A 19,783-nucleotide genomic window follows, 5' to 3' on the forward strand; every position below is an offset into this window, starting at 1 on the left:
AGTCTCCCAAGGCATGACGGCGAGGTCGTTCCTCCCCATCTGTCATCGGAACCTGAGAGGTTCGTCATGACCACGGGGGCCACGACTTGCACCTTGGGTGGGGCCACCGGACGAACCGGGGACCCGCTTTTCAGATGTGCCTCGCCCGCGCGGTAACGGGGCCTGAGAGATTCAAGGGAGGGACTTGCTCCTTCGGCGCCCCAGACCTCGTACGACGTATGACTGACGACGTACGACTGGGGACTCTCCCGCGCGGATTCAAACGGCCGGTATGCAGTTGGCGCGCACATCATCGCACAGGCTCTGTAACAGCCTTGTGGCCGGAACCGAACGGAACCGGGAGACACCGTGGATTACCTTCTCTTTACATTCGGTGGGGAGAAGCTTTCCTGACCCGGCAGGGAGGACGATCACGGTGACAAGGACCACGGCGTACGCGGCGACCTCGGCCGTCGCACTGCCCCAGCAGGCCACGGCACCCGCCCGCGAGCGCTGCGCCGAGCGGCCGGCCCCGGTCGTCCGCGACCTGCGCGAGCGCTCGGGCCGCAGCCCGCACGCCCTGCTCTTCGGCCCCCGCGACCTGGTCGTGATCACCGGCCTGCCCGGCAGCGGCAAGTCCACGCTGATGCGGCGCGCGGTCAAGGGCATCCGCATCGACTCCCAGGACGCCCGCGACCGCTGGGACACCCGGGCCCCCCGCTTCCTGCCGTACGCCGTCTACCGCCCCCTGGTCCGCCTCGCCCACTACGCCGGACTCGGCCGCGCCCTGCGGGGCGGCGCGGGCGTCGTCGTGCACGACTGCGGCACCCAGGCCTGGGTGCGCGGCTGGCTGGCCCGCGAGGCCCGGCGCCGGGGCGGCATCCTGCACCTGGTCCTGCTCGACGTGCCCCCGCGCACCGCCCTGGCGGGCCAGCGCGACCGCGGCCGGGGCGTCTCCCGCTACGCCTTCCTGCGCCACCGCACGGCCGCCGGCCGCCTGATCCGCTCCGTGGAACGCGGCGACCTGCCCGAGGGCGTCGGCTCGGCGGTCCTCCTGGACCGGGACGCGGCGGACGTACTCCGCCGGATCGGCTTCACGGGCTGACCGTGGGGCGGCCGGGGGCGGTGTGCCCGAGCGGGCCGGTGGGTCGGGACGTGGCGGTGGTGTCCGCCGAGCCCACCGCCAGGGCCCCCGTACCCGTTAGCCTTTGCTGCCACAGCGGTACTTCACAGCAGGCGGTCGGACAGATGGACTTCCCAGCGGATCTCCCCGCGGACTTTCCCATGCAGGCGCACCCCCATCCGCACGGCGGATGGCCCGGCAACGAGCTGGAGGAGGTGCTGTCGGCGTCCCTCGGCGTGCCCATGGCGGGCGGCCGGATCATCGAGGTGCTCAGCCGCAGCTTCCTCTGGATCCCGCTGCCCAGCGGCGGCGGCCCGCACAGCGGCCCGCTGGACCTGCCCACGCTGGAGATCGAGGGCCAGGCGTACGTTCCGGTGTTCAGCTCCGAGGAGCAGTTCCGGCATGTCGTCGGCTCGCACATGTCGTTCACCATCGCGCCCGCCGTCGAGTTCGCCCGCGGGCTGCCCCCGCAGGTCGGCATCGCCGTGAACCCGGACGGCATGGTCGGCATCCCGCTCCCGCCGGCCGCCGTCGCCGAGCTGTGCCGCATCGGCCGCACCCCCCTCGACGGCCCCACCTCCGGCGGCCGCGTCCGCCTCTTCGAACCGGACTGGCAGGACGACCCGGTCGACTTCCTCGCCGCCGCCTCCGCCGAGTTCGAGACAACTCCCGTGATCCGCACGGCCCGCCGCTGCCTCGCCGCGATCGAGACGGCGGACCCGGTGATGTTCGTAGGCGTGGAACTCTCCGAATGGGAGGGCGACCTACGAGCCGTCCCCCTGGAGGCCCTGGGCCGAGCCCTGACCAAGTCCCCGCCCCAGTGGGCGGTCAACCTGGTCCTCCTGGACGTCACGGACGACCCGGTGGCGACGTGGATGAGGCAACAGGTCCGCCCGTTCTACCAACGGAACTTCTGAACGCCGCAGGGTCAACCAACCTGGGGGCGCGGGGAACTGCGCGATCAACCACGACGGACCCGCACTCGCCGACGGACAACAAGCCCCGAGCTCATGGGCGCTTAAGCTGTCACAGAAACGCGGGGCACATCTCGAAGGGGCGGTAAGACACGTGAGCGCGAGCCTCAGCGGCAGCGTGGAGCACATGCTGCGCCAGGTCACGCCAGGGCGCTACGACGCCTACGAGGCCCTGCTCCGCGCCCTCGCGACCCCCGGCGCGGGCCAGGTCTGGATGCTCCTGTGGCACGGCCAGTCCGGCTCCCCGGACGCCCAGTACGGAAACATGGAGGTCGAGGGCCACGGCTACGCCCCGTGCGTCACCTCCGCCCAGGAGCTCTCCGCCAGCGGCTGGAACCGTTCGTACGAGGTCGTCGACGGCGTCGACGTGGCCCGCACGCTCTACCCCGACCACTTCGGCCTCTGGCTCAACCCGCACGCCCCCGGCGGCGGCGTCGGCATCCCGTGGCTGGATCTGCGCCGTATCGCCACCGGCCTGGAGCGCCAGCCCGCGGGCCCGCTGCGGCTGTCGGAGCCAGGCATCGAGATCCCGCAGTTCTACGCCCTGCTCGCGCACAACGCCCACCGCACCCCGGCCGTCCGCGCGCTGCGCCGCGCCTGGGTGCAGCCGGCGCTCGGGGCGCCGTATCTGGCCATCGGTCTCGACGTCTACGACACCTCGCCGCCCGCCGTGGACGCGGTACGGGCGATGATGCAGCAGTCGATCGGCGCGGTCCCGGACGGTCTGCCGGTGTCCACCGTGGCGATGTCGGACGAGGACGACCCGGTCGCGATGTGGATGCGGGCCGGCGCCCGGCCCTTCTACGACCGTGAGGCGCACGCGGCCCCGGCCCAGGCCCCCGCGGCCGGGTACGGCTATCCACCGGCGCCTGGCGGATACTGAGAGGACCGCGCGCTGGTCCAGACCGGAGAAGTGGTGGGTCTGCGCGCGTAGATAGCGGCGGAAGATCCGTCCGATTCCTGAATGTCCGGATTCGTCCGCGTCCGACCCCCGTTACCCGCTGTCCGGATAACGGAACCCCCCTGACCTCATCACGTTTACGCATCCTTTCACCGCCAAGTCTGGCAACAGATCGCCAAAGCGTTGAAGACTCCCGCACCAGGGGGCTTTCTGCCCCGAGTACGACGGACTGATCACGCCGCTACAGCGGCAAGTGCGGGCCGGCTACCGCCGGTTGAGAGGGGTCCCTGCCAGATGACGGCACCATTGCACGAGCCGACCGCGGAAGCGGCCCCGAGTGCGGCCGAGGAAGCGGCGGCCGCGACCGCCGGCGCCAAGACCGTTCAGGGACGTTCCCTGGGCCGGATCGCCTGGGAGCGCCTGAAGCGGGACAAGCTCGCTCTGACCGGCGGCATCGTGGTGGTCCTGCTCATCGTGGTCGCCCTGCTCGCGCCCGTGATCACCAACCTGCTGGGGCAGGACCCGGACGCGTACCACGAGAACCTGATCGACCCGCTGTTCGGCACCCCCACGGGGTCCCTGGGCGGCATCAGCGGCGACCACCTGCTGGGCGTCGAGCCGGTCAACGGCCGCGACATCCTCGCCCGCATCCTCTACGGCGCCCGTGTCTCGCTCCTGGTGGGCTTCCTGTCCGCCGTCGTCGCGGTCGTCCTGGGCACCGTCCTGGGCATCCTGGCGGGCTTCTTCGGCGGCTGGGTGGACTCGCTCATCAGCCGCGTGATGGACGGCCTGCTGGCCTTCCCGCAGCTGCTCTTCACGATCGCCCTGGTCTCCGTGATGCCGAACGACATGCTGGGCCTGTCCGGGTCCAACGTGCGCGTGTTCGTGATGATCCTGGTCATCGGCTTCTTCGGCTGGCCCTACATCGGACGCGTGGTGCGCGGCCAGACGCTCTCGATGCGTGAGCGCGAGTACGTCGAGGCCGCCCGATCGCTGGGCGCCGGGCGGTTCTACATCCTGTTCAAGGAACTGCTGCCCAACCTCGTGGCGCCGATCATCGTCTACACGACGATGATGATCCCCACCAACATCCTCACCGAGGCCGCCCTGAGCTTCCTGGGCGTGGGCGTCAAGCCCCCGACCTCGTCCTGGGGACAGATGCTGTCGAGCGCCATCGACTACTACGAGTCGGACCCCATGTACATGGTGGTCCCGGGTGTGGCGATCTTCATCACCGTCCTTGCCTTCAACCTGTTCGGCGACGGCGTGCGTGACGCGCTGGACCCGAAGGCGTCCCGCTGAAAGAGCCGTACCCAAAGCGTCCCGTGGCACCAACACGGGGTCTCTCATCTAATCCGGAGGATCCGAGATCGTGACTACCCAACGCACCTCAGGGCGGCGTAAGAAGGCATTTGCCGCCGCTGCTGCGGTCGCCGCACTGCTGGCCACGGCGGCGTGCGGCGGCGGCAGCGACGACAACGACGGTGGCGGTTCGAAGACCGGCGCCGCCGGCTACGACGCGGCCAACAACAAGGTCGCCCAGGCCTCCCTGGCCAAGAAGGGCGGCACGCTGCGGTTCGGTGGTGCCCAGGACGCCGACTCGTGGGACACCACGCGTGGCTACTACGGCTTCATGTGGAACTTCGCGCGCTACTACAGCCGCCAGCTGGTCACGGGCAAGACGGAGCCGGGCAAGGCCGGCGCCGAGCTCACCCCGGACCTCGCCACCGGTCTCGCCAAGGTCTCGGACGACGGCAAGACGTACACGTACACCCTGCGTGACGGCATCACGTGGGAGGACGGCAAGCCGATCACGTCCAAGGACGTGAAGTACGGCATCGAGCGTGTCTGGGCGCAGGACGTGCTGTCCGGCGGTCCGACGTACCTCAAGGACTTCCTCGACCCCAAGGGCGAGTACAAGGGTCCCTACAAGGACACGTCCAAGGACAAGCTCGGTCTGAAGGCCATCACCACGCCGGACGACAAGACCATCGAGTTCCACCTGCCGAAGGCCAACTCGGACTTCGAGGAGGTGCTGGGTCTGGTCTCGGCCTCCCCGGTCCGCCAGGACAAGGACACCAAGTCCAAGTACGGCCTGAAGCCGTTCTCCTCCGGCCCGTACAAGTTCGAGTCGTACAGCCCCGGCAAGAACCTCACGCTGGTCCGCAACACCGAGTGGAAGCAGTCCTCGGACCCGATCCGCAAGGCGTACCCGGACAAGATCACCGTCGAGTTCTTCTCGGACGCCAACCAGCTCGACCAGCGTCTGCTCAACGGTGACCTGGACCTGGACATCAACCAGACCGGCATGTCCCCGCAGGGCCGCACCACCGCCCTGAAGGAGCACAAGGCCAACCTGGACAACCCGGTCTCGGGTTACATCCGGTACGCGGTCTTCCCGCAGAGCGTGGCGCCGTTCGACAACGCCGAGTGCCGCAAGGCCGTCATCCTCGGCGCGGACCACGTCTCGCTGCAGACCGCGCGCGGTGGCCCGATCGCCGGTGGTGACATCGGCACCAACATGCTCCCGCCGTCCGTCCCGGGCTCCGAGGGCCAGAAGTACGACCCGTACAAGCTCGCCGGTGCCAACAAGAACGGCAACGTCGACGAGGCCAAGGCGGCCCTGAAGGCGTGCGGCAAGCCGAACGGCTTCTCCACCACCATCGCGGTGCGCAACAACAAGCCGGTCGAGGTCGCCACGGCGCAGTCGCTGCAGGCCTCGCTGAAGAAGATCGGCATCAACGCGCAGATCGACCAGTACGACGGCTCGCAGACCGCCGGCATCATCGGCAGCCCGTCGAACGTGGTGAAGAAGAAGTACGGCATCATCATCATGGGCTGGGGTCCGGACTTCCCGACCGTCCAGGGCTTCGGTCTCCCGCTGTGGGACAGCAAGTACATCCTCGAGAGCGGCAACAACAACTACGCGCTCATCAAGGACAAGACGATCGACGGTCTCTTCGACGACTACGTCACCACGCTGGACGACGCGGGCAAGACCCAGATCTCGACCGAGATCAACCACAAGGTCATGGAGGGCGCGTACTACCTGCCCTTCACCTTCGAGAAGTTCATCAACTGGCGCGGCGACAACCTCGCGAACGTGTACACGTCGGACAACTACAGCGGCATGTACGACTTCGTGAACCTCGGTCTGAAGTCCGCGAAGTAGTCCCGGCACACCCGCCGTACGGCACGAAAGGCAGGTGAAGGCCGGCGCGGCGTGGTCGCGGGCCATCGGATGACCTCCGGTGGCCCGCGGCCCCGCGGCGGGCCGTAAGCTGTGCTCGCTTACCTGATCAGGCGGCTCTTCGCCGCCGCAGTGATGCTCGTGGTCATCGTGATGGTGGTCTTCGGCATCTTCTTCCTCGTCCCCAAGTGGGCGGGCGTCGACATCGCCTCGAGCTTCGTGGGCAAGCAGGCCGACCCGGCCGCGGTCGAGGCCGTGCGCGAGAAGCTGGGTCTCAGCGACCCGATCTACTCCCAGGTCTGGGAGTTCTTCAAGGGCATCTTCGTCGGTCGCACCTACTCGGGCGGCGGCGATGTCACGCACTGTGCCGCGCCCTGCTTCGGCTACTCCTTCCGCAGCGAGCAGGCCGTCTGGCCGGTGCTCACCGACCGCTTCCCGGTGACCCTGGGTCTCGCGCTCGGTGCCGCCGTGCTGTGGCTGGTCTTCGGTGTCGCCGCGGGTGTGCTCTCCGCGCTCAAGCGGGGCACCATCTGGGACCGCGGCGCGATGGTCGTCGCCCTCTCCGGTGTCTCCCTCCCCATCTACTTCACCGGCATGCTCAGCCTGGCGATCTTCGCGTTCGGGCTGCACTGGCTGGATGCCCAGTACGTGCCACTGGACCAGAGCTTCGGCGGCTGGTTCGGCGGCATGATCCTGCCCTGGATCACCCTCGCGTTCCTCTACGCGGCGATGTACGCCCGGATCACCCGCGCCACCATGCTGGAGATCCTCGGCGAGGACTACATCCGCACGGCGCGCGCGAAGGGCCTCAAGGAGCAGGTCGTCATCGGCAAGCACGCCATGCGCTCCACGATGACGCCGATCCTGACCATGCTCGGTATGGACCTCGGCGCCCTCATCGGCGGCGCGATCCTGACGGAGTCGACGTTCAACCTGCCCGGCCTCGGCCGCGCGGTACTCGACGCGATCAAGAACCAGGACCTGCCCATCATCCTGGGCGTCACCCTGATCACTTCTCTCGCCGTGCTGCTCGCCAACCTCGTGGTGGACATCCTGTACGCCGTGATCGACCCCCGAGTGAGGCTGACATGACCGAACTGAGCAAGAGCGGAGCCGCCCTGGGTGAGCCCACCGCCGCCTCCGCCGCGCCGACCTCCTTCCTGGAGGTGCGCGACCTCAAGGTGCACTTCCCGACCGACGACGGTCTGGTCAAGTCCGTCGACGGACTGAGCTTCACGCTGGAGAAGGGCAAGACCCTCGGCATCGTGGGCGAGTCCGGCTCCGGCAAGTCGGTGACCTCGCTCGGCATCATGGGCCTGCACACCGCCGGCCAGTACGGCAAGCGCAAGGCGCAGATCTCCGGCGAGATCTGGCTGGACGGCACCGAGCTGCTCTCCGCCGACCCCGACCACGTGCGCAAGCTGCGCGGTCGCGAGATGGCGATGATCTTCCAGGACCCGCTGTCCGCGCTGCACCCGTACTACACGATCGGCCAGCAGATCGTGGAGGCGTACCGGATCCACCACGACGTCTCCAAGAAGGTCGCGAAGAAGCGCGCGGTCGAGATGCTCGACCGGGTCGGCATCCCGCAGCCCGACAAGCGGATCGACAGCTACCCGCACGAGTTCTCCGGCGGTATGCGCCAGCGCGCGATGATCGCGATGTCGCTGGTGAACAACCCCGAGCTGCTCATCGCGGACGAGCCGACGACCGCTCTGGACGTGACCGTCCAGGCGCAGATCCTCGACCTGATCCGGGACCTGCAGACCGAGTTCGGCTCCGCGGTCATCATCATCACCCACGACCTGGGCGTCGTCGCCGAGCTGGCCGACGACATCCTGGTGATGTACGGCGGCCGCTGCATCGAGCGCGGTCCGGCCGAGAAGGTGTTCTACGAGCCCCGCCACCCCTACACCTGGGGCCTGCTGGGTTCGATGCCGCGCCTGGACCGTGAGCAGCAGGAGCGCCTGATCCCGGTCAAGGGTTCCCCGCCCTCGCTGATCAACATCCCGTCCGGCTGCGCCTTCAACCCGCGCTGCCCGTACGCCGATGTCCCGAAGGACAACGTCACCCGCACGGTCCGCCCCGAGCTGACCGAGGTCGGCAGCCAGCACTGGGCCGCCTGCCACATGACGCAGGAGCAGCGGGAGCGGATCTGGACCGAAGAGATTGCGCCGAAGCTGTGAGCGAGGACAAAGCGGTGACCATCCCTGCGCAGAGCGAAGGTGCCACCCTCACCAAGGACGCCGCCCCCGGCGAGACCCTGCTGAAGGTGACCGGGCTCCAGAAACACTTCCCGATCAAAAAAGGCCTGCTCCAGCGGCAGGTCGGTGCGGTGCACGCGGTCGACGGCCTCGACTTCGAGGTCAAGTCCGGTGAGACGCTGGGCGTCGTGGGCGAGTCGGGCTGCGGCAAGTCGACGATGGGCCGGCTCATCACCCGGCTGCTGGAGCCGACCGGCGGCAAGGTCGAGTTCGAGGGCAAGGACATCACGCACCTCGGGGTGGGCGGCATGCGTCCGCTGCGCCGCGATGTGCAGATGATCTTCCAGGACCCGTACTCCTCGCTGAACCCGCGCCACACCATCGGCACGATCATCAGCGCCCCCTTCAAGCTCCAGGGCGTCACACCCCCCGGTGGCATCCGGGCGGAGGTCCAGCGGCTGCTGTCGGTCGTGGGCCTCAACCCCGAGCACTACAACCGCTATCCGCACGAGTTCTCCGGCGGTCAGCGCCAGCGCATCGGCATCGCCCGCGCGCTCGCCCTGAACCCGAAGCTGGTCGTGGCGGACGAGCCTGTCTCCGCGCTGGACGTGTCGATCCAGGCCCAGGTCGTCAACCTGCTGGACGACCTCCAGCAGGAGCTCGGCCTGACGTACGTGATCATCGCGCACGACCTCTCGGTGGTCCGGCACGTCTCGGACCGGATCGCGGTGATGTACCTCGGCAAGATCGTGGAGCTGGCCGACCGCGAGTCGCTGTACCGGGCGCCGATGCACCCGTACACCAAGGCGCTCATGTCGGCGGTGCCGATCCCGGACCCGCGGCGCAAGAACGCCAAGAGCGACCGCATCCTGCTCAAGGGTGACGTGCCCTCGCCGATCTCGCCGCCGAGCGGCTGCCGGTTCCACACCCGGTGCTGGAAGGCGACGGAGATCTGCAAGACGACCGAGCCGGTGCTCGTCGAGCTGAAGCCCGGTCAGCAGGTCGCCTGCCACCACCCGGAGAACTTCGAGGACCAGGCCCCGCAGGACACGGTGCTGCTGACCGTGGCCAAGGAGGCGGCCGAGCTGGTCGCCGACGAGGTGCTCGCGGAGTCGGCGGAGACGTCGGCGGCGGTGGCGGCCGAGGTCGAGGAGATCGCCGAGGCCGCGGAGGCGGCGGAGGCGGCTGAGGTCGCGGAGTCCGCCGAGCCGGTCGCGTCCACGGAACCCTCCGGGACCGCTGGGACCTCCGAAGCCCCTGCGGCCTCCGAGGGTGAGAGCCAGGAGTCAACCGACAAGTAGCGCATGACGAGTTGGCAAAGTCATGTACATGCCCGAACGGGAGAGTTCAGAGTCGTCCGTGTCCGACTTATCGGCACACGCTCGCAAGGGACGACACATGAATCTCTCCCGTTCGGCACGTTTAGGGGCCCTCGCTACCGCGGCGGCCTCTTTCCTTGTCATCGCCGCCGCCCCCGCGCCGGGCCCCGGCGCGCCCGGCATAGGCGACCCCTACTTCCCGGACCTGGGCAACGGCGGCTTCGACGCCCGTCACTACGACCTCAGCGTGGCGTACAACCCGGACACCGACCGCCTGGACGGCCGTACGACCCTCACCGCCCGGGCCACCGAGAACCTCTCCTCCTTCGACCTGGACCTGCAGAAGCTTGAGGTCACGAGAGTCGAAGTGAACGGCAGACGAGCCCAGTTCACCCGCGACGGCGACGAACTGCGCGTCACCCCGCGCCAGTCCCTGCGCAAGGGCCGCGACTTCGAGGTCACCGTCACCTACGGCGGGGTCCCCGAACCCCTCAGCGGCCCCATCGTGTTCGGCTCCGACTACGGGTGGATGAAGACCACCGACGGCGTCTTCGTCGCCTGCGAGCCCAACGCCGCCTCGACCTGGTTCCCGTCCAGCGACCACCCCTCGGACAAGGCCACCTACGACATCCGCATCAAGGCCCCCAAGGGCCTGACCGGTGTCTCCAACGGCCGGCTGATATCGACGTACGACAAGGGCGCCTCGACGTACTCCCACTGGCGCGAGTCGAAGCCGATGGCGACCTACCTCGCGACGGCGACGATCGGCAAGTTCGACGTGAAGACCGGCCGGACCCCGGGCGGTATCCCGATCTACGTCGCCATCGACCCGGTGCTCGCCAACGGCAACAGCGTCGACGTGTACGCCGTCACGGCCGCCGCCACCGACTACTGGTCGCAGGTCTTCGGGCCCTACCCCTTCGAGGAGACCGGCGCGATCGTCGACGACATGCCCGAGGCGGGGTTCTCGCTGGAGGTGCAGTCCAAGCCGGTCTACTCCGCGGTGCGCAGCGAGACGACGATCGTGCACGAGCTGGCCCACCAGTGGTTCGGCGACTCGGTGAGCGTGGCGCAGTGGAAGGACATCTGGCTCAACGAGGGCTTCGCCACCTACGCCCAGTGGCTGTGGGCCGAGCACCAGGGCACCCGCACGGCGCACGACTCGTTCCTGGCCGGCTACAACTCCCGCCCCGCGGGCAACGCCTTCTGGCAGACCGTCGTCGGCGACCCGCAGCGCGACACCATGTTCGCGTCCGCGGTCTACCAGCGCGGCGCGATGACCCTCCAGATGCTCCGCGAACGCATCGGTGACACCGCCTTCTTCAAGCTGCTGCCGGCCTGGACGAAGCTGCACCGCTACGGCAACGCGAACACGGCCGACTTCATCAAGCTCGCCGAGAAGGTCAGCGGACAGCAGCTCGACGACCTGTTCCAGACCTGGCTGTTCACCCCAGGGAAACCCTCCCTGTAACCCTTGCATCGAAAGGGAAGCACCCCGCGACAGGTAAGAATGTGGGGTGCTTCAGCAACTCTTCAGCCCCTCCGTCCAGCACACGCTCGACCTCGTCGGCATCTTCGTGTTCGCCATCTCCGGCGCGCTCCTCGCGGTCCGCAAGAACTTCGACGTCTTCGGCATCGCCGTGCTCGCCGAAGTCACCGCGCTGGGCGGAGGGATCTTCCGGGACGTGATCATCGGGGCGGTGCCCCCGGCCGCGTTCACGGACCTCGGGTACTTCACCACCCCGCTCTTCGCCGCGCTCCTCGTCTTCTTCCTCCACCCCCACGTGGAGCGCATCCAGCTCGGCGTGAACATCTTCGACGCGGCGGGCCTCGGCCTGTTCTGCGTCACGGGCACGACCAAGGCGTACGACTACGGGCTCAACCTCACCGCGTCGGCGGCGCTGGGTCTGGCCACCGCGGTCGGCGGCGGTGTGCTGCGTGACGTGCTCGCCAACGAGACGCCCTCGCTGCTGCGCTGGGACCGCGACCTGTACGCGGTCCCGGCGATCGTCGGCGCCGCCATCGTCGTCGTGTGCATCCGCTACGACGCCCTCAACCCGTACACCAGCGGGCTCGCGGTCGTTACCGCCTTCGTCCTGCGCCTGCTCGCGATGAAGTACCACTGGCGAGCGCCGCGTGCGTGGAACCGGCGTTCGACGGTGAGCGAGGAGTAGCGGTTCCCCGGCCGGTCCCGAGGCCGTTGCCCAGGCCCAGTTCCTCGGTCAGCCAGCGGAACGCCGGCACCACCTGGGGCCGCCACAGCGCCATGGTGTGCCCGCCCGCGCTCTTCGGGATGTAGACGACGTGCACGGTCGTCGGGGCCTTCGCGACCTGTTCGAGGGCCACGCCGGCCTCGTATCCGTCGTGCGGCTGCCCCGAGATGTAGAGCGCGATCCGGGGCGGGGTACGGGCCCCGCGCAGCAGCAGGTACGGGTTGTTGGCGATCCGCAGCCGCGGGTTCTGCGCGGCCAGCGAATTGCGTTCGCCGATCGGGTCGTTGTAGCCGGACATGCTGATCGCCGCCCGGTAGCGGTCGGGGTGGGCGATCGCGAGCTTGGCCGCGCAGTGGGCGCCCGCGGAGTACCCGGCCACCGCCCAGCTCGCCGGAGCGGGGGCGGCGCGGAAGTTGTCCGTCACCATCCTCGGCACGTCGACGCTGAGCCAGGTGTCGGCGTTCACCGTGCCCGGGATGTTGGCGCAGCCGGTGTCCACGCCGGCCAGCAGGTTGGTCCGCGGGGCGACCAGGATGAAGGGCGCCACCCGGCCGTTCCGCATCAGCGGCGCGAGCTGCTTCTCGGCGTGCAGCGACCCGAACCAGGCCTTCGCGGAACCGGGGTAGCCCGGCAGCAACTCGACGACGGGGAACCGGCGGTGGCGGTAGGCGGGCTCGCCGTACTGCGGCGGCAGCCAGACGTAGACCTCGGCGTTCACGCCCGACACCCGGCCCTTGAGCTGGGTCTCCCGCACGCCGTCGGAGAGGTTCGTGAACCGCTGCGTCACCCGGGGCAGTCGGCTCAGCGCGATCCCGCCCGTGCCGTCGGCACCGAGGTTCGCGGCCTGCTGCACATGGTCGCCCGTGCCGAGCAGGTCGGCCCAGTTGTCGTACAGGTTGTTCTCGTTGTTGACCAGCGTGAACACCAGGGCGACCGCCGTGCCCTGGGCGAACAGCACCATCAGGACGCGCGCGGCGGCGCGCAGGGCTTGCGGCCCGCGCAGCCGCGACCACAGCGCGAGCGGAAGGACGACGGCGACGACGGACAGCACGATCAGCGTGTAGAGGAACGCGGTCCCGGTAAGGCTCATGCCCCTATAGAGGCCGAGCTCGCGACTCCGGTTTACGGACGAGTACGGACACTTACCAGGAAATTGCCTCCCTCTCACCGTGATGGCCCAGAGGGGAGGGGGTGCGGTGGGGAGGCGGTGGGGAGCCGGCAGGGAGGCGATCGAGGGAAAAAGCTACCGCTTAGTATCTACTCGTTGTACGGTTCAGACATGTCTGAAGCAGCTTCCGCGCAGGCCGTCCGGGCCACGGTCGGCGACAGCGAGTTCGACCGGGCCACCGCCCCGACCCGGCGCGCGCCCGGTGTCTACGACGTCGACCTCTCCGCCGGCTGGACGGTGTTCGGCGCCCTCAACGGCGGCTATCTGCTGGCCGTCCTCGGCCGCGCGCTCGGGGACGCCCTGCCGCACGGCGACCCGTTCACGATCTCGGCGCACTACCTGACCGCCTCCCGGCCGGGCCCCGCGGTCGTCCGCACCGACCTCGTCCGCACCGGCCGCACCCTCTCCACCGGCCAGGCCTCCCTCTTCCAGTACGACGACGAGGGCCAGGAGGTCGAGCGCATCCGCGTCCTCGCCTCCTACGGCGACCTGGACGCGCTGCCCGACGACGTCCGTACGGCCGCCGAGCCGCCCGCGTTCCCGCCGATGGAGCACTGCTTCGGCCCCGAGGACGGCCCGGCCCCACCGGCCTCCGACACCTCCACCATCGCCGGGCGCCTGATGCTCAAGCTCGACCCTTCCACCCTGGGCTGGGCGCTCGGTGCGCCCTCCGGCAAGGGCGAGATGCGGTCCTGGTTCGGGCTCGCGGACGGCCGCGACCCCGACCCGTTCGCCCTCCTGCTCGCGGTGGACGCGCTGCCGCCCACGGCCTTCGAGATCGGCCTGTCCGGCTGGGTCCCGACCGTCGAGCTGACCGTCCACGTCCGCTGCCGCCCGGCCCCCGGCCCGCTCCGCGTCTCCATCGCCACCCGCAACCTCGCGGGCGGCTTCCTGGAGGAGGACGCCGAAGTATGGGACAGCGCCGACCGGTTGGTCGCCCAGTCCCGCCAACTCGCACGGGTCAAGCTCGGCTGAGGGGTGTCCCCGGTCGCTTCTGTCACGGGCTTGTACCAGCGAGTAGCGCGCGCCGATTTGTGAAGTGGCAGGTCAGCGGCGCGAGTTGAGATCCCCTTTACCTGATTGACAGGCCGAGGACAGTGCGGCCCCAAGGAAGGCCTAAGCGGCGTTGATTGAGTTCCCGCCTCAGGACTCCCTCATCCTCCTTGGAGCTGTTTCTCATGAACCGTGTGCGTCTCGTCCCCGCAGTGGCTCTGCTGGCGCTCTCGCCCTTCGCCCTGGCGGCCTGCGGTTCGAGTGACTCGTCGTCGTCCTCGAACAGCGGCAACTCCGGTCAGCAGCAGTCCTGTTCGCGGCCCTCGGGCGCGCCGACCGGCAATGCGTCCGGCCGCCCGAGCGGGGTGCCCTCCGGCGCTCCCACGGGCACCGCGGTGCCGTCCGGCAATCCGTCGGGCAACCCCTCCGGCATGCCGAGCGGAGCGCCCGGCGGCGGCCAGGGCGGCGGCCCGGGCGGGGGCGGCCAGGGCGGCTGTGGCGGCGGGGCCGGTGGGGCGGGCGGCGGTGCCATGCCCAGCGGTGCGCCGAGCGGTGCGCCGAGCGCGCAGGCCACGAAGAGCTGACTCGAGCGGACGTACGAAGCGGTCGTACGACAGAAGCGGCACTCCCGGTGAACGGGCGTGCCGCTTCTGCGTGTTGGCCCGAAGGCGGGCCGGGGAGGGGCGGGGCGGGGCTCAGTCCAGCCAGTGCATGCGGCCGACGTTGATCAGTCGCAGCCGGCGGGTCACGACCTGGGTGGCGTGCGCCATCTCCTGCTCCTTCTTCGAGGCGTCCGGGGACTCCAGCGCCTCCAGGAACAGACAGGCCGTGATCAGCATCTGGTCGACGTACAGGTTGGCCAGCATCAGCAGGTCGTCGTCGCTCCAGCCGTCCGCCTCCGGGTCCTTGGCGATCTCGACCTTCACCTCCTCGGCGAACCGGGCCAGTTGGTCCCGGATGGCCTCGCGCACCGGCTGCACCCCGCCGTGCCGCTCACGGGCGACGAACCGGACGTGGGCGGGGTGCGCGGCCACGTACGCGGCGATCAACTCGACGGCGCGCACGATGCGTTCGTCGCTGTCGCCGGCGGTGGAGACCGTCGCGCGGACCATCGGGTGCAGGCTGCCGAGCGCCTCCTCGACCAGGGCCACACCGAGGTCGGCGGTGGAGCGGAAGTGCCGGTAGAAGGCGGTCGGGGCGACGCCGACGGCCCGGGTGACCTCGCGCAGGCCCAGGCTGCTCAGGCTCTGCTCCGCCAGCAGGCCTAGCGCCGCGTCCAGCAGCGCCTGCCGGGTCTTCTGCTTCTGGGCCTGCCGGATGCCGAGGGTGTGACTCATGTCATCCAGTTAACAACCGTTCTCCGGAATTGAAAAGTCGCCGGGAGCGCTAGACTCTGTAGTCAGTGAACAAGTGTTACTACAACCGTTCACCGAAACGTAACGAGAGACGCCACCAGGTGTCTCGGAGGGGGATCCGTCCCATGCTGTTCCTCGTCGCCGCACTCATGCTGCTCGGTGTCGTGCTGGGCACCGTGGCCCACGCACCGCTCGCCCTGTCCGCCGCCGTGGCCGTCGGCATCGCCGTCTGGCTCGGCATCTTCGCGCTCCGCGAGCGCCACGGCCGGCGTCACAGCTCGGCCAACTGACCGTCCCCACCGACTTCCAGGAGCTGAGCACGATGCAACTCACCGCACCGGCCGACGGCCGCACCCCCGTGCGCACCGGCCCCCGTGACGCGGACGGCATGGCCGTCGCGTCCTTCATCCTCGGCCTTCTCGGCCTCCTCGTACTGAACCTGTTCCTGGGCCCGATCGCGATCGTCCTGGCCCTCGTGTCCCTGTGGCGCGGCACGGTCCGCAAGGGCCGCGCCTACCTGGGTCTGGCTCTCGGCGTGGCGGACCTGGCGGTCCTCGCCATCACGATGGCGGCCTCGAACACCATCTCCTGGAGCCTGTGAGCGGGGTCCGGGCAAGCGCGCCCCGCACGGCCGCAGTTGCCCACCGGCCGAGTCGGCCACGGTGCCCCTCGGTTCCACGGCGGAGCCCCCCGTAGAATCGTCTCCACCATGGCATACCTCGACCACGCCGCGACCACCCCGATGCTTCCCGAGGCAGTCGAGGCGATGACGGCCCACCTGAGCATCACGGGCAACGCCTCCTCCCTCCACGCTTCCGGCCGCAAGGCCCGCCGCACGGTCGAGGAGGCCCGGGAGACCCTCGCCGAAGCGCTCGGCGCCCGCCCCAGCGAGGTGGTGTTCACCTCCGGCGGCACCGAGGCCGACAACCTCGCGGTGAAGGGCCTGTACTGGGCCCGCCGCGACGCCGACCCGGCCCGCACCCGGGTGCTGGCCAGCCCCGTCGAGCACCACGCAGTCCTGGACGCCGTCCACTGGCTGGGCGAGCACGAGGGCGCCACCGTCGAGTACCTGCCGGTCGACTCCTACGGCCGCGTCCACCCCGAGGACCTGCGCGAGGCGATCGCCCGCGACCCCGGTGATGTGGCCCTGGCCACGGTGATGTGGGCCAACAACGAGATCGGGACCGTCCTGCCGATCCGCGAACTGGCCGAGGTGGCAAAGGAGTTCGGGGTCCCACTGCACTCCGACGCGGTCCAGGCCTTCGGCCAGGTCCCGCTCGACTTCGCCGACTCGGGCCTCGCCGCGATGACGGTCTCCGGGCACAAGATCGGCGGCCCGTACGGCATCGGCGCACTGCTGCTCGGCCGCGAGTACACCCCCGTCCCCGTCCTGCACGGCGGCGGCCAGGAGCGCCATGTCCGCTCCGGCACCCTCGACGTCCCCGCGATCGCCTCCTTCGCGGTCGCCGGCCGCCTCGCCGCCGAACAGCGCGAGTGGTTCACCCGCGAGATCGGCGCCCTGCGCGACAGCCTGGTCGAGGCGGTGCGTACGGCGGTCCCGGACGCGATCCTCGGCGGTGACCCGCAGGACCGGCTGCCGGCCAACGCCCACTTCACGTTCCCCGGTTGCGAGGGCGACTCCCTGCTTCTGCTCCTTGACGCCCAGGGCATCGAGTGCTCCACCGGCTCGGCCTGCACCGCGGGCGTCGCCCAGCCCAGCCACGTCCTGCTGGCCACCGGCACCGAACCGGACCTGGCCCGCGGCACCCTGCGCTTCTCCCTCGGCCACACCTCCACGGAGGCCGACGTGGAGGCGGTGGCCAAGGCGATCGGCCCGGCGGTGGAGCGTGCCCGCGCCGCCGGACTGACCTGAGAGAACCGCTCGCTCTAGCTCTCCGTCACCATGAGGGAGGCCATCATGCCCTCGTCCTCGTGCTGCAGCAGATGGCAGTGGAGCATGTACATATAGGTGTCGTCGGAGAAGTCCGTGAACTCCATGGCGATCTCGATGGACCCGCCACCGACCACCTCGTACGTGTCGTACCAGCCGAGCTGGACACCGGTGGGATCCTCGCCGTTGACGGAGATCAGCTGATACGGCACGTCGTGCAGGTGGAACGAGTGTTCCAGCTGGGTGGCGTTCTGGATCGTCCAGATCTCCTTCGCGCCGACCGTCGTACTGATCATCGCCATCGCGGCCATGGTCGTACCCGCTGACCCGTTGATCAGCATGGTGGCGCCGTTCTGGCCCAGGGTGATCGTGCGGGCGGTGAAGTCGCTGGTGTCGTACCGGTCGATGGTGTTGAGGGTGCTGGGCAGGTCGGCCGGGGTGTCGGTGCCGCTCGCCGTCACCGCGAGGACGTCGTACGTGCCGCTGCCGCCGCGGATCCAGCCGGTGGTGACCACGGCCTGCAGGGTGGCGTCCGCGGAGAGATCCATGACGAACTCGGCGCGGGCGCCGGCCACCAGACGGATCGTGGTGACCTCGGTGGCCTCGGTCAGATAGCCCTGGTCGGTGCTGATCTGGGTGAGGGTGCCGCCGTCGCTGCGCTGGATGGTGATGATGTCGGACGGCGAGGCGTTCAGGGCGCGGAACCGGGTCCGCGTCTTGGTGGCGGTGAAGGTGAGGGTGGTGTCGTCCACGTTGGTCCCGTTGAGCAGGAGGGGGAACGTGGTGGTGCTCAGCCGGTAGCCGGCCGCTTCGTACTTGATGTCCCCGTCGGTGTCCACGGCGAGGGACTGGAAGATGAGCGGGACGTCGTCGACGCCGTAGTCGCTGGGCAGCGCGGCGGACGCGTCCGTGGAGTCCTCGACGATGATCATCCCGGCCAGGCCGTGCACGGCCTGCTTGGCGGTGGTCCCCAGGGCGTGCGGGTGGTACCAGAGCGTGGTCGCCGGGTCCTTGACCGTGAAGGTGGGCGACCAGGTCTCGCCGTCCGCGAAGGCGACCTGCGGGCCGCCGTCCATCTTCGGCGGCACATGGGCGCCGTGGAAGTGGACCGTCGTGTCCTCGCCGATGTTGTTGGTGATGTTGAGGACGACCGCGTTGCCGTTGGTCCACTTCAGGGTGGGGCCCAGGAAGTCCTGGTTGTAGCCCATCGTGGTGCTGGTGACCCCCGAGATCACCTCGTGCGTGCCGGTCTTGGCCTCCAGGGTGAAGGTGGTGGTGCTGTCGGCGGTGGTGCCCTCCAGGAGGTCCGGGACGGTCAGGGTCGCGGTGTTGGTGGCCGCACCCGCCTTGTTCCCCTTCGCGTCTGTCAGCAGCGAGAAGGTCGTGCCGGTCGCCGCGACCGCCGCGAGGCCGGCGGCGCCCGCCATGCCGCCGAGGAACTTGCGGCGGTGCAGACCCTTGCCGCCTCTGCCCTTGCTCGTCTTGGAGTGCTCGCTCTTGGCCTGGCCCGCCTTGCGGTGGACGCCCTTGTCGCTTCGGCCCGTGGTGGGCTCTGTGGAGTCGGTCATGGCGGGGATGTTTGACCTAAGGGCTGTGTAAGGACTGGGGCGAACTTAGGGGGCAACCAGGCAGCCTGTGCCGGAGCCGTGAGCGCGGGTTTTCCGGCAACTCCCTTGAAGGGAAACCAAGTTGATACGGCGCAGCTCGCGCCGCGGGGGCGGGACGCAACGGACACATGAAGCGCGGAGGCCACGCACAACATCACGATTCCATCACTGCGGGAACCGGAGGTCAGGCCCGTTCGGCCCGTCGTACGAGGCCCATGTAGCGGTCCCAGTCCCAGTGGGTCCCCGGGTCCGTGTGGTCCGTCCCCGGCACCTCCACGTGCCCGATGACGTGCTCCCGGTCGACGGGTATCCCGTACCGATCGCAGATGGTCGCCGTCAGTCGCGCCGAGGCCGCGTACATCGCGTCCGTGAAGTCCTGCGGGCGGTCCACGAAGCCCTCGTGCTCGATGCCCACACTGCGTTCGTTGAACTCCCTGTTGCCCGCGTGGTAGGCCACGTCCAGCTCGCGGATCATCTGTGTGACGTCCCCGTCCTTGCGGACGATGTAGTGGGCCGCGGCCTGGTGGGACGGGTCCTGGAAGACCTTGACCGCGCTCGCGTAACTGCCCTGGGTGACATGGATGATCACCCGGTCTATCGCGTAGTCGTCCGGCCGGTCCGCCCACCGGAAGTTGCCCGACGAGGCCGCCACCCACAGCGCGCCCTTGAAGTCCACCGCGCCCTCGACCCGCGGCTTCCGCACCCCGGGCAGCCGCCACCACAGATGGGCCAGCTCGTCACGGGCCAGCACGGCCGTGCCGACCGCCGCCGCGGCCCCGCCGATCAGCAGCGCCCGCCGCCCGATCCGCCGGTCCTTGTCGCTCTCGCTCGCCCCCATGTGATCCACAACGGATACTCGCGGGCTC

19 protein-coding genes and 2 riboswitches are annotated in these 19,783 nt (G+C 69.5%); of the genes, 15 read left to right on the forward strand and 4 right to left on the reverse strand.

Features of this window, described 5'->3' with window-relative positions; translation table 11 throughout:
* Positions 1-29 precede the first annotated feature (29 nt).
* Positions 30-140: riboswitch (glycine riboswitch) on the reverse strand.
* Positions 141-261: riboswitch (glycine riboswitch) on the reverse strand.
* Positions 262-409: 148 nt separating this feature from the next.
* The 10 genes from ACWDR3_RS17965 (at position 410) to ACWDR3_RS18010 (ending at position 11,864) form a co-directional block, all read left to right on the forward strand.
* Positions 410-1,084, forward strand: a complete 675-nt coding sequence (locus ACWDR3_RS17965; RefSeq protein ID WP_450353498.1) for an AAA family ATPase — start codon at positions 410-412, stop codon at positions 1,082-1,084.
* A gap of 143 nt (positions 1,085-1,227) precedes the next feature.
* Positions 1,228-2,019, forward strand: coding sequence for an enhanced serine sensitivity protein SseB (locus ACWDR3_RS17970; protein ID WP_450353452.1), 792 nt, complete (start codon positions 1,228-1,230; stop codon positions 2,017-2,019).
* A gap of 184 nt (positions 2,020-2,203) precedes the next feature.
* Complete coding sequence (locus ACWDR3_RS17975; RefSeq protein ID WP_450353499.1) at positions 2,204-2,959, forward strand: enhanced serine sensitivity protein SseB C-terminal domain-containing protein; 756 nt, start codon at positions 2,204-2,206, stop codon at positions 2,957-2,959.
* A 312-nt stretch (positions 2,960-3,271) separates the two neighbouring features.
* Complete coding sequence (locus tag ACWDR3_RS17980; protein ID WP_450353453.1) at positions 3,272-4,279, forward strand: ABC transporter permease; 1,008 nt, start codon at positions 3,272-3,274, stop codon at positions 4,277-4,279.
* Positions 4,280-4,349: 70 nt separating this feature from the next.
* A complete protein-coding gene (locus ACWDR3_RS17985) occupies positions 4,350-6,149 on the forward strand; it encodes an ABC transporter substrate-binding protein (protein WP_450353454.1) in 1,800 nt (599 codons plus the stop codon).
* A gap of 111 nt (positions 6,150-6,260) precedes the next feature.
* On the forward strand, positions 6,261-7,259 hold the full coding sequence (locus ACWDR3_RS17990) for an ABC transporter permease (RefSeq protein WP_450353455.1): 999 nt from the start codon (positions 6,261-6,263) through the stop codon (positions 7,257-7,259).
* Complete coding sequence (locus tag ACWDR3_RS17995; protein WP_401722502.1) at positions 7,256-8,353, forward strand: ABC transporter ATP-binding protein; 1,098 nt, start codon at positions 7,256-7,258, stop codon at positions 8,351-8,353. Before ACWDR3_RS17990 ends, ACWDR3_RS17995 begins: the two co-directional genes overlap by 4 nt.
* Before the next feature lie 14 nt (positions 8,354-8,367).
* Positions 8,368-9,672, forward strand: a complete 1,305-nt coding sequence (locus tag ACWDR3_RS18000; RefSeq protein ID WP_450353456.1) for an ABC transporter ATP-binding protein — start codon at positions 8,368-8,370, stop codon at positions 9,670-9,672.
* Between the two features lie 97 nt (positions 9,673-9,769).
* Positions 9,770-11,161 (forward strand): M1 family metallopeptidase, encoded by a 1,392-nt coding sequence (locus ACWDR3_RS18005; protein ID WP_450353457.1) that lies wholly within the window; start codon positions 9,770-9,772, stop codon positions 11,159-11,161.
* Positions 11,162-11,207: 46 nt separating this feature from the next.
* Positions 11,208-11,864, forward strand: coding sequence for a trimeric intracellular cation channel family protein (locus ACWDR3_RS18010; protein ID WP_450353458.1), 657 nt, complete (start codon positions 11,208-11,210; stop codon positions 11,862-11,864).
* Here ACWDR3_RS18010 and ACWDR3_RS18015 read toward each other — a convergent pair.
* On the reverse strand, positions 11,773-12,993 hold the full coding sequence (locus ACWDR3_RS18015) for an alpha/beta hydrolase (RefSeq protein WP_450353459.1): 1,221 nt from the start codon (positions 12,991-12,993) through the stop codon (positions 11,773-11,775). The two genes, ACWDR3_RS18010 and ACWDR3_RS18015, sit on opposite strands and share 92 nt — an antisense overlap.
* 189 nt (positions 12,994-13,182) lie before the next feature.
* On the opposite strand from ACWDR3_RS18015, the gene ACWDR3_RS18020 reads away from it, so the two are divergent.
* Positions 13,183-14,046 (forward strand): thioesterase family protein, encoded by an 864-nt coding sequence (locus ACWDR3_RS18020; protein ID WP_450353460.1) that lies wholly within the window; start codon positions 13,183-13,185, stop codon positions 14,044-14,046.
* A gap of 203 nt (positions 14,047-14,249) precedes the next feature.
* Entirely contained in the window at positions 14,250-14,648 is a 399-nt protein-coding gene (locus ACWDR3_RS18025) for a hypothetical protein (RefSeq protein WP_450353461.1), read from the forward strand.
* 111 nt (positions 14,649-14,759) lie between these two features.
* Here ACWDR3_RS18025 and ACWDR3_RS18030 read toward each other — a convergent pair whose 3' ends face one another.
* Positions 14,760-15,401, reverse strand: coding sequence for a TetR family transcriptional regulator (locus tag ACWDR3_RS18030; protein WP_450353462.1), 642 nt, complete (start codon positions 15,399-15,401; stop codon positions 14,760-14,762).
* A gap of 143 nt (positions 15,402-15,544) precedes the next feature.
* Between ACWDR3_RS18030 and ACWDR3_RS18035 the strand changes: the two genes are divergently transcribed.
* The 3 genes from ACWDR3_RS18035 (at position 15,545) to ACWDR3_RS18045 (ending at position 17,292) form a co-directional block, all read left to right on the forward strand.
* Positions 15,545-15,709 (forward strand): hypothetical protein, encoded by a 165-nt coding sequence (locus ACWDR3_RS18035; RefSeq protein WP_450353463.1) that lies wholly within the window; start codon positions 15,545-15,547, stop codon positions 15,707-15,709.
* Positions 15,710-15,741: 32 nt separating this feature from the next.
* Positions 15,742-16,020: a DUF4190 domain-containing protein gene (locus ACWDR3_RS18040; protein WP_450353464.1), complete on the forward strand. Its 279-nt coding sequence runs from the start codon at positions 15,742-15,744 to the stop codon at positions 16,018-16,020.
* A 108-nt stretch (positions 16,021-16,128) separates the two neighbouring features.
* On the forward strand, positions 16,129-17,292 hold the full coding sequence (locus tag ACWDR3_RS18045) for a cysteine desulfurase family protein (RefSeq protein ID WP_450353465.1): 1,164 nt from the start codon (positions 16,129-16,131) through the stop codon (positions 17,290-17,292).
* A 14-nt stretch (positions 17,293-17,306) separates the two neighbouring features.
* On the opposite strand, the gene ACWDR3_RS18050 is transcribed toward ACWDR3_RS18045, so the two are convergent.
* Both ACWDR3_RS18050 and ACWDR3_RS18055 read right to left on the reverse strand, forming a co-directional pair.
* The gene (locus ACWDR3_RS18050) at positions 17,307-18,878 is read right to left on the reverse strand and encodes a multicopper oxidase family protein (RefSeq protein ID WP_450353466.1); all 1,572 of its coding nucleotides are present in this window, start codon (positions 18,876-18,878) and stop codon (positions 17,307-17,309) included.
* A 223-nt stretch (positions 18,879-19,101) separates the two neighbouring features.
* Positions 19,102-19,755: an N-acetylmuramoyl-L-alanine amidase gene (locus tag ACWDR3_RS18055; protein ID WP_450353467.1), complete on the reverse strand. Its 654-nt coding sequence runs from the start codon at positions 19,753-19,755 to the stop codon at positions 19,102-19,104.
* Between the last annotated feature and the right edge of the window lie 28 nt (positions 19,756-19,783).

The sequence above is a fragment of the Streptomyces sp. NPDC001002 genome (assembly GCF_053599215.1).